Origin of the sequence: Enterobacter sp. Tr-810 (assembly GCF_011752765.1) — a bacterium.
Lineage (GTDB): Bacteria > Pseudomonadota > Gammaproteobacteria > Enterobacterales > Enterobacteriaceae > Enterobacter > Enterobacter soli.
This window is the reverse complement of sequence record NZ_VWWW01000001.1, coordinates 1,097,462-1,110,828: the sequence shown is the minus strand read 5'-3', so window position 1 is coordinate 1,110,828 and position 13,367 is coordinate 1,097,462. Positions and strand designations below refer to the sequence as shown.

Here is a 13,367-nt window from a genome sequence, read left to right as displayed (position 1 = left end):
AAAGTGAAACGTGATTTCATGCGCCTTTTTGCGCATATTGTCATATTTCTGTAACAATCTGTGCGTTGTTTCACAGTAACAATCACTGTGATTTTTTAACATCGCCACCTCTCTGGAGTTAGGAGGGTAGATAACCCTCTGAAAATTCAAATATGGCCACGGAGGCTGTCATGCTCAGTATCTTCAAACCTGCGCCGCATCGGGCGCGTCTGCCAGAGGCAGAAATCGATCCGCTTTACCGTCGCCTGCGCTGGCAAATCTTCCTCGGGATTTTCTTCGGGTACGCGGCTTACTATCTGGTACGTAAGAACTTTGCGCTCGCCATGCCGTATCTGGTGGAGCAGGGCTTTTCACGCGGCGACCTGGGGTTTGCGCTGTCCGGGATTTCAATTGCCTACGGTTTTTCTAAATTCATTATGGGGTCGGTGTCGGATCGCTCGAATCCGCGCGTGTTCCTGCCTGCCGGTCTGATTCTGGCGGCAGCGGTGATGTTGTTTATGGGCTTTGTGCCGTGGGCGACCTCCAGCATTGCCGTTATGTTTGTGCTGCTGTTCCTGTGCGGCTGGTTCCAGGGGATGGGGTGGCCGCCGTGCGGACGTACCATGGTGCACTGGTGGTCGCAGAAAGAACGTGGCGGCATCGTGTCGGTGTGGAACTGTGCGCATAACGTGGGGGGCGGTATTCCGCCGCTGTTGTTCCTGCTGGGGATGGCCTGGTTCAACGACTGGAAAGCTGCGCTCTACATGCCTGCCTTTGGCGCAATTGTAGTAGCGATTTTTGCCTTCGCGCTGATGCGCGATACGCCGCAGTCCTGCGGCCTGCCGCCGATTGAAGAGTATAAAAATGACTACCCGGATGATTACAGCGAGCAACACGAAGAAGAGCTGACCGCAAAGCAGATCTTCATGAAGTACGTGCTGCCCAACAAACTGCTGTGGTACATCGCGGTGGCGAACGTGTTTGTCTATCTGCTGCGTTACGGCATCCTCGACTGGTCACCAACCTACCTGAAAGAGGTGAAGCACTTCGCGCTGGATAAATCCTCCTGGGCGTACTTCCTGTATGAATACGCCGGGATCCCGGGCACGCTGCTGTGTGGCTGGATGTCGGACAAAGTGTTCCGTGGCAACCGTGGTGCGACAGGCGTGTTCTTTATGACCCTGGTGACTATCGCCACCGTGGTTTACTGGCTCAACCCACCGGGCAACCCGGGCGTGGACATGGCCTGTATGATTGTGATCGGCTTCCTGATTTACGGCCCGGTGATGTTGATTGGTCTTCATGCGCTGGAGCTGGCACCGAAAAAAGCGGCAGGGACGGCTGCGGGCTTCACCGGTCTGTTTGGTTATCTGGGCGGCTCGGTCGCGGCGAGCGCCATTGTGGGCTATACCGTTGACTTCTTCGGCTGGGATGGCGGCTTTATGGTGATGATTGGCGGTAGCGTGCTGGCTGTTCTGCTGCTGATTGTTGTGATGATCGGTGAAAAACGTCACCACGCCGATGTGCTGGCGCGTCGTGGATAAGGAGCACTGCGATGAAATTAACGCAATTAGCAAGTGGCCTGCTGCTGGCAGGCCTGATGACCGGTTCCGCACTGGCGGCAGATAAAATCGTGATTGCCCACCGTGGCGCGAGCGGCTATTTGCCGGAACACACACTCCCGGCGAAAGCGATGGCCTATGCGCAGGGCGCGGATTACCTGGAGCAGGATTTGGTGATGACAAAGGACGACCAGCTGGTCGTCCTGCATGACCACTATCTTGACCGCGTGACAGACGTGGCCGAACGTTTCCCGCAGCGTGCGCGTAAGGACGGGCGCTATTACGCCATCGACTTCACACTGGCGGAAATTCGCTCGCTGAAATTTACCGAAGGCTTTGAGATTGAAAACGGCAAGAAAGTGCAGGTCTACCCTGGTCGTTTCCCGATGGGCAAATCTGATTTCCGCATTCATACCTTCGAAGAGGAGATCGAGTTTGTTCAGGGGCTGAACCACTCGACGGGCAAAAACATTGGCATCTACCCGGAAATCAAAGCGCCGTGGTTCCATCATCAGGAAGGGAAGGACATTGCTGCCAGAACGCTGGAGGTACTGAAGAAGTACGGTTACACCAGCAAGCAGGACAAGGTCTATCTGCAATGTTTTGATGCCGCTGAACTGAAACGCATTAAAACCGAGCTGGAGCCAAAAATGGGGATGAACCTCAACCTGGTGCAGCTGATTGCCTATACCGACTGGAATGAAACCCAGGAGAAACAGCCTGACGGGAAGTGGGTGAACTACAACTACGACTGGATGTTTAAGCCGGGCGCGATGAAACAGATTGCGCAGTACGCCGACGGTATCGGGCCGGATTACCATATGCTGGTGGCAGAAGGTTCAACGCCAGGCCACATAAAGCTGACGGCGATGGTGAAAGAAGCACACGCCAGCAAGATGCTGGTGCATCCGTATACGGTGCGGGCAGATCAGTTGCCGACGTATGCAACGGATGTGAATCAGCTGTACGACGTGTTGTATCACCAGGCGGGTGTGGACGGGTTGTTTACGGATTTCCCGGATAAAGCGGTCGAATTCATTCACCGGAAGTAGGTTTTGTAGGTCGGGTAAGGCGAAGCCGTCACCCGACAATCAGGCTCTGCGGCCTGATGCCCTCACCCTAACCCTCTCCCATGGGGAGAGGGAACAAGGGCAATCACATCTCGATTTCGATATCGCCTTTTGCCCGGCAGCAGCAGGGCAAAATTTCCCCTTCGTTGATAAAGGCCAGCGGTTCGGTCAGCCAGTCGACCTGGCCTGCGACCAGGCGGCAGCGGCAGGAGCCGCAATACCCGGCACGACACTGGTACTCTACCTCAACCTGATGCGCTTCAAGCGCGACCAGCAGAGAAGGGTGCTCTTCCTGGCACAGCACTTCTGTACCAGAAAGACGGAGCGTTACGCGTGTCATCAGAGCTGGAAGTTGCTCAGGTCGTCAGTATCGACTTCTGCGTCGATCTGACCGACCAGATAAGAACTTACTTCCACTTCCTGCGGCGCAACCTGCACGTTATCGGACACCAGCCAGGTGTTGATCCACGGGATCGGGTTGGAACGGGTCTGGAACGGCAGATCCAGGCCAACAGCCTGCATACGGATGTTGGTGATGTACTCAACGTACTGGCACAGAATGTCTTTGTTCAGGCCGATCATGGAACCATCGCGGAACAGGTAATCAGCCCACTCTTTCTCCTGCTGAGCGGCCAGTACGAACAGGTCATAACATTCCTGTTTGCACTCTTCAGCGATTTCCGCCATCTCCGGGTCGTCCGTACCGCTGCGCAGCAGGTTCAGCATATGCTGAGTGCCGGTCAGGTGCAGAGCTTCGTCGCGGGCGATCAGACGGATGATTTTAGCATTACCTTCCATCAGCTTGCGCTCGGCAAAGGCGAAGGAGCAGGCGAAGCTGACGTAGAAGCGGATGGCTTCCAGCGCATTCACGCTCATCAGGCACAGGTACAGCTGTTTTTTCAGCGCGCGCAGGTTCACGGTAACGGTTTTGCCGTTCACGTTGTGCGTGCCTTCGCCCAGCAGATGCCAGTAGCTGGTCATCTCGATAAGCTCATCATAGTAGTGCGCAATGCCTTCCGCGCGCTTTTGGATCTGCTCGTTGGTCACGATGTCGTCAAACACCACCGCCGGATCGTTTACGATGTTGCGGATGATGTGGGTGTAAGAGCGCGAGTGAATCGTCTCAGAGAACGCCCAGGTTTCCACCCAGGTTTCCAGCTCCGGAATCGAGATCAGTGGCAGCAGCGCCACGTTCGGGCTGCGGCCCTGAATGGAGTCCAGCAGCGTCTGATACTTCAGGTTGCTGAGGAAGATATGCTTTTCGTGATCCGGCAGTGCCTGGAAATCAATACGATCGCGGGAAACGTCAACTTCTTCCGGGCGCCAGAAGAAGGAGAGTTGCTTTTCGATCAGCTTTTCGAAGATGTCATATTTTTGCTGATCGTAGCGCGCCACGTTGACCGGCTGGCCGAAGAACATCGGCTCTTTGAGCTGGTCGTTTTTCGTCTGTGAAAAGGTGGTATATGCCATTGCGGTGAGTCCTGTTGAGATTTTATTGCCCGGCGGCACTGCGTTTGCCGGGCCTACAAAACCGTAGGCCGGGTAAGCGTAGCGCCACCCGGCGAAGTGCTTAGATCTTACATGCGCCGCTTTCGCAGCCATCGTCCTGAATTGACGGTGCCAGGTCATCCTGGGCGTCTTCCGCACCATCACGGGTGTTGTGATAGTACAGGGTTTTCACGCCAAATTTATAGGCGGTGAGCAGGTCTTTCAGCAGTTGTTGCATCGGAACCTTGCCAGACGGGAAGCGCGTCGGGTCATAGTTGGTATTCGCAGAGATCGACTGGTCGATAAACTTCTGCATGATCCCAACCAGTTGCAGGTAGCCGTCGTTGTTTGGCATTTCCCACAGCAGCTCGTAGTTGTTACCCAGCGTTTCGTAATCCGGCACAACCTGACGCAGCACACCGTCTTTCGACGCTTTGATGCTCACATGGCCGCGTGGTGGCTCAATACCGTTGGTGGCGTTAGAGATCTGCGAAGAGGTCTCGGACGGCATCAGGGCAGAGAGCGTGGAGTTACGCAGACCGTGGGCCTTGATGGACTCGCGTAAACCTTCCCAGTCGAGGTGCAGCGGTTCGCTGACAATCCCATCCAGGTCTTTTTTGTAGGTATCGATAGGCATGATGCCTTTGGCGTAAGTGGTTTCGTTAAACCACGGGCACGCGCCTTGCTCTTTCGCCAGCTCGTTAGAGGCTTTCATCAGGTAATACTGAATAGCTTCAAACGTCTGGTGAGTCAGGTTGTTGGCGCTGCCGTCAGAGTAACGCTTACCGTTTTTCGCCAGCCAGTAGGCGAAGTTGATCACGCCAATACCCAAGGTACGACGACCCATTGCACCACGTTTTGCCGCCGGGATTGGGTAGTCCTGGTAATCCAGCAGGGCATCGAGTGCGCGTACAGCCAGCACCGCCAGTTCTTCCAGCTCGTCCAGGCTCTTAATGGCGCCCAGGTTAAATGCAGACAGCGTACACAGCGCAATTTCACCGTTTTCGTCGTTTACATCGTCCAGCGGTTTGGTTGGCAGGGCGATTTCCAGGCACAGGTTAGACTGGCGCACTGGTGCAACGGCCGGATCGAACGGGCTGTGGGTGTTGCAGTGGTCAACGTTCTGAATGTAGATACGGCCAGTAGAGGCACGTTCCTGCATCATCAGAGAGAACAGATCTACCGCTTTCACACGCTGTTTACGGATGCTGTCGTCTTTTTCGTATTTGGTGTACAGACGCTCAAACTCATCCTGATCGGCGAAGAAGGCATCGTACAGGCCCGGGACGTCGGACGGGCTGAACAGGGTGATCTCTTCACCTTTCAGCAGACGGGTGTACATCAGTTTGTTGATCTGCACGCCGTAGTCCATGTGGCGCACGCGGTTGCCTTCAACGCCACGGTTGTTTTTCAGTACCAGCAGGCTTTCAACTTCCAGGTGCCACATTGGGTAGAATAGGGTTGCTGCACCACCACGCACGCCACCCTGAGAGCAGGATTTCACTGCCGTCTGGAAGTGTTTGTAGAACGGGATACAGCCGGTGTGGAACGCTTCACCGCCGCGAATCGGACTACCCAGCGCACGAATACGACCGGCGTTAATACCGATACCGGCACGCTGGGAGACGTATTTCACAATGGCGCTGGAGGTGGCGTTGATGGAATCCAGGCTGTCGCCGCACTCGATCAGTACGCAGGAGCTGAACTGACGGGTAGGGGTGCGCACGCCAGACATAATTGGCGTTGGCAGAGAAATCTTGAACGTCGACACCGCATCGTAGAAACGCTTCACGTATTCCAGACGGGTATCACGCGGATAGTTAGAGAACAGGCAGGCTGCAACCAGAATATAAAGGAACTGGGCGCTCTCGTAGATTTCGCCAGTGACACGGTTCTGAACCAGGTATTTGCCTTCAAGCTGTTTCACTGCCGCGTAGGAGAAGTTCATATCGCGCCAGTGATCGATAAACCCGTTCATCTGCTCGAACTCTTCTTCCGTGTAGTCTTCCAGCAGATGCGTGTCGTATTTGCCTAACTCAACCATTTTCACAACGTGATCGTAAAGTGCTGGCGGCTCAAACTGGCCGTAGGCTTTTTTACGCAGGTGGAAAATGGCCAGGCGTGCAGCCAGGTACTGATAATCCGGAGCTTCGCGGGAGATCAGGTCTGCCGCCGCTTTGATGATGGTTTCGTGAATATCAGACGTTTTGATGCCGTCGTAGAACTGGATATGGGAACGCAGTTCAACCTGGGAGATAGATACGTTGTTCAGTCCTTCTGCTGCCCAGTCGAGAACTCGATGGATTTTGTCCAGATTGATACGCTCGGTAGTACCGTCGCGTTTTGTCACCAGCAGACTCTGATTCATGTGGGTTTTTACCTGTCCGTGAAATAAAAAATATCCCCCGTTTATCCACAGATTCGCCTTGTGACTAACTCTGTGGATAAATACTACATATAGGGGGTTTGCGATAAGAGAAACGCTATATGGTGAGTATTCTAGTATCGAATCATTTCAGCACAAGGGTTGATTTTGACGTTAAATTGAGGTTGTGAAAGGGTAAAAAAGCCTAAGTCCTCGTACCGTAAGGCCTGGAAGACATGTCAATAATTTAGAAAAAAAATTCAAAATTTGATCGAGTGCTGATTTCTTCAACGAGAGGTCAAAATTGCGCAACATGATGTCGCGCAATCTTTATAAGATTATTTGATGACGTTAGTCATTTTTGGCTGTTGTATGTAACATATAGTTAACATCAACACCCGGGGCGAGCTTGAATTTGTCTGTTAATGGATTGTAATGCAGACCCGTGATGTGCTGCTCTTTGAGCCACGTTTGATCCACCCAGCTCAGTAATTCAGCAGGCTTGATGAATTTCTTCACGTCATGCGTCCCTTTCGGCACCATGCGCAGGACATATTCTGCACCGACCACGGCCATCAACCAGGCTTTACCGTTACGGTTAATAGTAGAGAAGAACACCTGCCCGCCGGGTTTAACCAGTTTTGCGCAGGCATTCACTACCGACTGCGGGTCAGGAACGTGTTCGAGCATCTCCATACAGGTCACCACATCATATTGATGGGCGTGCTTCGCCGCATGTTCCTCGACGGTTTCTTGCACATACTCTACCTGCACACCAGATTCCAGCGCGTGTAAGCGTGCAACCTGCAAAGGTTCAAACCCCATGTCCAGGCCGGTAACGGTTGCCCCTTCGCGTGCCATGCTTTCCGCCAGGATGCCACCACCACAGCCTACGTCGAGCACTTTCTTCCCGAACAGACCGCCGGAACGCTCCGCGATATAGCCCAGACGCAGCGGGTTAATACGGTGCAAAGGTTTAAACTCACCTTCGAGATCCCACCAGCGGGACGCCACCGCTTCGAATTTGGCAATCTCTTCATGGTCAACGTTGTGAGCCACCGGGGATTTTTCGGCATTCATGGACGCTTTTACTCCGTAATTTAAAGACGGGGCAGTATATCAGGATAATAAACCAAATTGGTTTATAACCCTGTGGGTGTGTTATAATTTGCGACCTTTGAATCCGGGATACAGTAGAGGGATAGCGGTTAGATGAGCGACCTTGCGAGAGAAATTACACCGGTCAACATCGAGGAAGAGCTGAAGAGCTCCTATCTGGACTATGCGATGTCGGTCATTGTTGGCCGTGCGCTGCCGGACGTCCGCGATGGCCTTAAGCCGGTACACCGTCGCGTACTATACGCCATGAACGTATTGGGCAATGACTGGAATAAAGCCTACAAAAAATCTGCCCGTGTCGTTGGTGACGTAATCGGTAAATACCATCCCCATGGTGATTCCGCGGTGTACGACACCATCGTTCGTATGGCGCAGCCATTCTCGCTGCGTTACATGCTGGTAGATGGTCAGGGTAACTTTGGTTCTATCGACGGCGACTCCGCCGCGGCAATGCGTTATACGGAAATCCGTCTGGCGAAAATTGCGCATGAACTGATGGCCGACCTGGAAAAAGAGACGGTTGATTTCGTTGATAACTATGACGGCACGGAAAAAATCCCTGACGTTATGCCAACGAAAATCCCTAACCTGCTGGTGAACGGTTCGTCCGGTATCGCCGTAGGTATGGCAACCAACATTCCGCCGCACAACATCACGGAAGTGATCAACGGCTGCCTGGCCTATATCGAAGATGAAGACATCAGCATTGAAGGGCTGATGGAACACATCCCGGGCCCGGACTTCCCGACGGCGGCGATCATCAACGGTCGTCGTGGTATCGAAGAAGCGTACCGCACCGGTCGCGGCAAGATTTATATCCGTGCCCGCGCTGAAGTGGAAGCGGACGCGAAAACGGGTCGTGAAACGATCATCGTTCATGAGATCCCGTATCAGGTGAACAAAGCTCGTCTGATTGAAAAAATCGCCGAGCTGGTAAAAGAAAAACGTGTTGAAGGTATCAGCGCGCTGCGTGACGAGTCTGACAAAGACGGGATGCGCATCGTGATTGAAATCAAACGCGACGCGGTGGGCGAGGTTGTGCTGAACAACCTGTATTCCCAGACTCAGCTCCAGGTTTCCTTCGGTATCAACATGGTTGCACTGCACCATGGCCAGCCGAAGATCATGAACCTGAAAGAGATCCTGAGCGCGTTCGTGCGTCACCGCCGTGAAGTGGTGACTCGCCGTACTATCTTTGAACTGCGCAAAGCCCGCGACCGTGCTCATATCCTGGAAGCACTGGCTGTTGCTCTGGCGAACATCGACCCAATCATCGAGCTGATCCGTCGCGCGCCGACGCCAGCTGAAGCGAAAGCTTCCCTGATTGCGCGTCCGTGGGATCTGGGTAACGTGGCAGCAATGCTGGAACGTGCCGGCGATGACGCTGCGCGTCCTGAGTGGCTGGAGCCAGAGTTTGGCGTGCGTGACGGTCAGTATTACCTGACTGAACAGCAGGCCCAGGCCATTCTGGATCTGCGTTTGCAGAAACTGACCGGCCTTGAGCATGAAAAACTGCTCGACGAGTACAAAGAGCTGCTGGAGCAGATCGCTGAACTGCTGCATATCCTGGGTAGCGCAGATCGTCTGATGGAAGTGATCCGTGAAGAGCTGGAGCTGATCCGCGATCAGTTCGGCGATGAGCGTCGCACCGAAATCACCGCGAATACTGCGGACATCAACATCGAAGACCTGATCAACCAGGAAGACGTTGTTGTTACCCTGTCTCACCAGGGCTATGTGAAGTATCAGCCGTTGACCGACTACGAAGCACAGCGTCGTGGTGGTAAAGGTAAATCTGCGGCACGTATTAAAGAAGAAGACTTTATTGACCGCCTGCTGGTGGCCAACACCCATGACACGATCCTCTGCTTCTCAAGCCGTGGTCGTCTGTACTGGATGAAAGTGTATCAGCTGCCAGAAGCGAGCCGTGGCGCGCGTGGTCGTCCGATCGTCAACCTGCTGCCGCTGGAAGCGAACGAGCGTATCACCGCCATTCTGCCAGTACGTGAGTACGCGGAAGGCGTGAACGTCTTTATGGCGACCGCCAGCGGTACCGTGAAGAAAACGGCGCTGACCGAGTTCAGCCGTCCTCGCTCTGCCGGTATCATCGCCGTGAATCTGAACGAAGGCGATGAACTGATTGGCGTGGATCTGACCTCCGGTTCCGATGAAGTGATGCTGTTCTCTGCCGCCGGTAAAGTGGTGCGCTTTAAAGAGAACGCAGTACGTGCGATGGGTCGTACAGCGACCGGTGTTCGCGGGATCAAACTGGCGGGTGAAGACTCCGTGGTTTCCCTGATCGTTCCGCGTGGTGAAGGGGCAATCCTGACCGTGACGCAGAACGGCTACGGTAAACGTACCGCGGAAACGGAATATCCGACCAAGTCCCGTGGCACGCAGGGCGTTATCTCTATCAAAGTGACCGAGCGCAACGGTTCCGTTGTGGGCGCGGTTCAGGTAGATGATACCGACCAGATCATGATGATCACCGATGCCGGTACGCTGGTGCGTACCCGTGTTTCCGAGATCAGCGTGGTTGGCCGTAATACCCAGGGCGTTATCCTCATCCGTACTGCGGAAGATGAAAACGTAGTGGGCCTGCAACGTGTGGCAGAGCCAGTGGATGACGAAGAGCTCGACTCTATCGACGGAAGCGCAGCAGAAGGCGACGATGAAATCGCGCCAGAAGCCGACACCGACGATGATGCAGCGGATGATGCTGACGAGTAATGTCTCCTGATGCAAAAAGGGCCGGATTCCGGCCCTTTTCTTTTTCAGATGCAGACAAGTGAACGTTGCGACAAGGCGCGTTTACCGCTACCTTAAACCCATTCTTTTTGACCCCGACGGCGGAGCCTCGCCCCCTTGAAATACCTCGTTTCCTTTCGTACCACGCTAAAAGTTTCTCGCTATCTGTTTCGGGCGTTGGCGCTCTTGCTTTGGTTGCTGGTGGCACTGTTCTCGGTGTTTTACATCGTTAATGCGCTACACCAGAAAGAATCTGAGATCCGCCAGGAGTTCAATCTCAGTTCCGATCAGGCTCAGCGTTATATTCAGCGCACCTCAGATGTGATGAAAGAGCTGAAGTACATCGCTGAAAATCGTCTGACGGCGGAAAACGGGGTGCTTGCCACGCGCGGGCGAAATGACAAAACGGAAGTGCCGGACTTCGAACCGTTGTTCCCGGACTCTGACTGCTCTGCAATGGGCAGCACCTGGCGGGGTTCGCTGGAATCGCTGGCCTGGTTTATGCGCTACTGGCGCGATAATTTTTCCGCCGCCTATGACCTTAATCGCGTGTTCCTGATAGGCAGCGATAACCTGTGCATGGCTGATTTCGGCCTGCGGGATGTTCCGGTTGAACGCGATGACGCCCTGAAAAGCCTGCATGAGCGGATCGTAAAGTACCGCAATGCGCCGCAGGACGAGCGCGGCAACAATCTTTTCTGGATAAGCCAGGGCCCGCGTATGGGCGTGGGTTATTTCTATGCCCTGACGCCGGTTTATCTGGGGAATCGCCTACAGGCCCTGCTGGGTATTGAACAAACCATCCGTATGGAGAACTTCTTCACCCCTGGCAGCCTGCCGATGGGCGTGACCGTTCTGGATGAAAATGGTCACACCCTGATTTCCCTGACCGGGCCGGAAAACCGTCTAAAAGTCGATTACCACTGGATGCAGGAACGTTCATGGTTTGGCTACACGTCCGGTTTCCGTGAGCTGGTGCTGAAGAAAAGTTTACCGCCGTCTTCGCTCAGCATTGTTTACTCCGTGCCGGTGGATATGGTGCTTGAGCGGATCCGCATCCTTATCCTTAACGCCATCATTCTTAATGTGCTGGTCGGGATTGCGCTGTTTACGCTGGCGCGAATGTATGAGCGGAAAATCTTTATCCCGGCGGAAAATGACGCGCAGAGGCTGGAAGAGCACGAGCAGTTTAACCGTAAAATTGTTGCTTCCGCCCCGGTGGGCATCTGTATCCTGCGCACCCAGGATGGGACGAACATCCTCAGTAACGAGCTGGCGCACAACTATCTGAACATGCTGACGCATGAAGACAGGCAGCGGCTGACGCAGATTATCTGCGGGCAGCAGGTTAACTTTGTGGATGTGCTGACCAGCACCCACACCAACCTGCAAATCAGTTTCGTCCATTCCCGTTATCGTAATGAAAACGTGGCGATTTGTGTGCTGGTGGATGTCTCTGCCCGCGTGAAAATGGAAGAGTCATTGCAGGAAATGGCCCAGGCGGCAGAGCAGGCCAGCCAGTCGAAATCCATGTTCCTTGCGACAGTCAGCCACGAGCTGCGCACCCCGCTGTACGGGATCATCGGTAACCTCGATCTTCTGCAAACCAAAGAGCTGCCAAACGGCGTTGAGCGCCTGGTGACGGCGATGAACAACTCGTCGAGCCTGCTGCTGAAAATCATCAGCGATATCCTCGACTTCTCCAAAATTGAGTCTGAGCAGCTGAAAATTGAGCCGCGCGAGTTCTCCCCGCGTGAAGTGATGAACCACATCAGCGCCAACTATATGCCGCTGGTGGTGCGCAAACAGCTCGGGCTTTACTGCTTTATCGAACCGGATGTGCCGCTGACGCTACAGGGCGACCCGATGCGTTTGCAGCAGGTGATTTCTAACCTGTTGAGCAATGCCATTAAGTTTACCGACATCGGGTGCATTGTGCTGCACGTCAGTCGCGCTGGAGATTACCTGAGCATTCGCGTGCGCGATACGGGCGTGGGGATCCCGGCGAAGGAAGTGGTTCGCCTGTTTGACCCATTCTTCCAGGTCGGCACCGGGGTGCAGCGTAACTTCCAGGGCACAGGACTGGGGCTGGCGATTTGTGAAAAACTGATCAGCATGATGGACGGCGATATCTCGGTTGACACCGAGCCGGGCATGGGGAGCCAGTTCACCATTCGTATTCCGCTCTATTCGGCGCAGTATCCGGTGAAATCCACGCTGGACGGGCTGAACGGCAAACGCTGCTGGCTGGCGGTGCACAACGCCTCGCTGCATGATTTCCTTGTTTCGTTGCTGAGCAACAGCGGGATGCGGGTGTCGCGTTATGAAGGGCAAACGCCGGATGCTGACGATATGCTGGTCACCGATGACGAGCTGGAACAGGCCTGGACGGGGAGGGGCGTGGTCACGTTCTGCCGTCGTCATATTGGTATCCCGCTTGAACGCGCTCCGGGAGAATGGATCCACAGCGTCGCCACGCCGCATGAAATTCTGGGGCTGCTGGCACGTATTTATAGTGTCCAGCTGGAAGACAGCGAAGGCGCTGCGGCTCTGCCGTCACCGGAATCTTTGGCGTCTGAGAACGACGATATGATGATTCTGGTGGTGGATGATCACCCGATTAACCGCCGACTGCTGGCTGACCAGCTGGGTTCGCTGGGTTACCAGTGTAAAACGGCCAATGACGGCGTGGACGCCCTGAATGTCCTGAGTAAAAACCACATCGATATCGTGCTGAGTGACGTGAACATGCCGAACATGGACGGTTATCGCCTGACGCAGCGTATTCGCCAGCTTGGCCTGACGCTGCCGGTGGTAGGGGTGACGGCAAATGCGCTGGCGGAAGAGAAGCAACGCTGTCTGGAATCCGGCATGGACAGTTGCCTGTCGAAACCGGTGACGCTGGACGTGCTCAAGCAGACGCTGTCAATTTATGCCGAGCGGGTAAGAAAAACGCGGATATAAAAAAGGCCCCTGGGGGCCTTTTTTATTTGCCCGGCGGCGCTGCGCTTGCGCGGGCCTACGGGTTCTGTAGGC

At 54.5% G+C, this 13,367-nt stretch carries 8 protein-coding genes; 4 read left to right on the top strand and 4 right to left on the bottom strand.

Annotated elements, in window-relative coordinates; translation table 11 throughout:
• Nucleotides 1–170 precede the first annotated feature (170 nt).
• Together glpT and glpQ are read left to right on the top strand one after the other, a co-directional pair.
• Nucleotides 171–1,523, top strand: a complete 1,353-nt coding sequence (gene glpT, locus F3J30_RS05195; protein ID WP_014071083.1) for a glycerol-3-phosphate transporter — start codon at nucleotides 171–173, stop codon at nucleotides 1,521–1,523.
• Nucleotides 1,524–1,534: 11 nt separating this feature from the next.
• Nucleotides 1,535–2,593, top strand: coding sequence for a glycerophosphodiester phosphodiesterase (gene glpQ, locus F3J30_RS05190; protein ID WP_166716383.1), 1,059 nt, complete (start codon nucleotides 1,535–1,537; stop codon nucleotides 2,591–2,593).
• Nucleotides 2,594–2,696: 103 nt separating this feature from the next.
• Here glpQ and yfaE read toward each other — a convergent pair whose 3' ends face one another.
• From yfaE to ubiG, 4 genes are all read right to left on the bottom strand, one after another.
• Complete coding sequence (yfaE, locus tag F3J30_RS05185; RefSeq protein ID WP_014071081.1) at nucleotides 2,697–2,951, bottom strand: class I ribonucleotide reductase maintenance protein YfaE; 255 nt, start codon at nucleotides 2,949–2,951, stop codon at nucleotides 2,697–2,699.
• A complete protein-coding gene (gene nrdB, locus F3J30_RS05180; protein ID WP_166716380.1) occupies nucleotides 2,951–4,081 on the bottom strand; it encodes a class Ia ribonucleoside-diphosphate reductase subunit beta in 1,131 nt (376 codons plus the stop codon). Before nrdB ends, yfaE begins: the two co-directional genes overlap by 1 nt.
• A 100-nt stretch (nucleotides 4,082–4,181) precedes the next feature.
• A complete protein-coding gene (gene nrdA, locus F3J30_RS05170) occupies nucleotides 4,182–6,467 on the bottom strand; it encodes a class 1a ribonucleoside-diphosphate reductase subunit alpha (protein WP_014071079.1) in 2,286 nt (761 codons plus the stop codon).
• Between the two features lie 348 nt (nucleotides 6,468–6,815).
• Nucleotides 6,816–7,544, bottom strand: coding sequence for a bifunctional 2-polyprenyl-6-hydroxyphenol methylase/3-demethylubiquinol 3-O-methyltransferase UbiG (gene ubiG / locus F3J30_RS05165; protein ID WP_014071078.1), 729 nt, complete (start codon nucleotides 7,542–7,544; stop codon nucleotides 6,816–6,818).
• Nucleotides 7,545–7,676: 132 nt separating this feature from the next.
• Here ubiG and gyrA point away from each other — a divergent pair, with 132 nt between their 5' ends.
• Nucleotides 7,677–10,313 carry a DNA topoisomerase (ATP-hydrolyzing) subunit A gene (gyrA, locus tag F3J30_RS05160; protein WP_014071077.1) on the top strand — a complete coding sequence of 879 codons (2,637 nt, stop codon included), beginning with the start codon at nucleotides 7,677–7,679 and terminating at the stop codon, nucleotides 10,311–10,313.
• A 135-nt stretch (nucleotides 10,314–10,448) separates the two neighbouring features.
• Entirely contained in the window at nucleotides 10,449–13,295 is a 2,847-nt protein-coding gene (gene rcsC / locus F3J30_RS05155) for a two-component system sensor histidine kinase RcsC (protein ID WP_166716376.1), read from the top strand.
• Nucleotides 13,296–13,367: the final 72 nt, after the last annotated feature.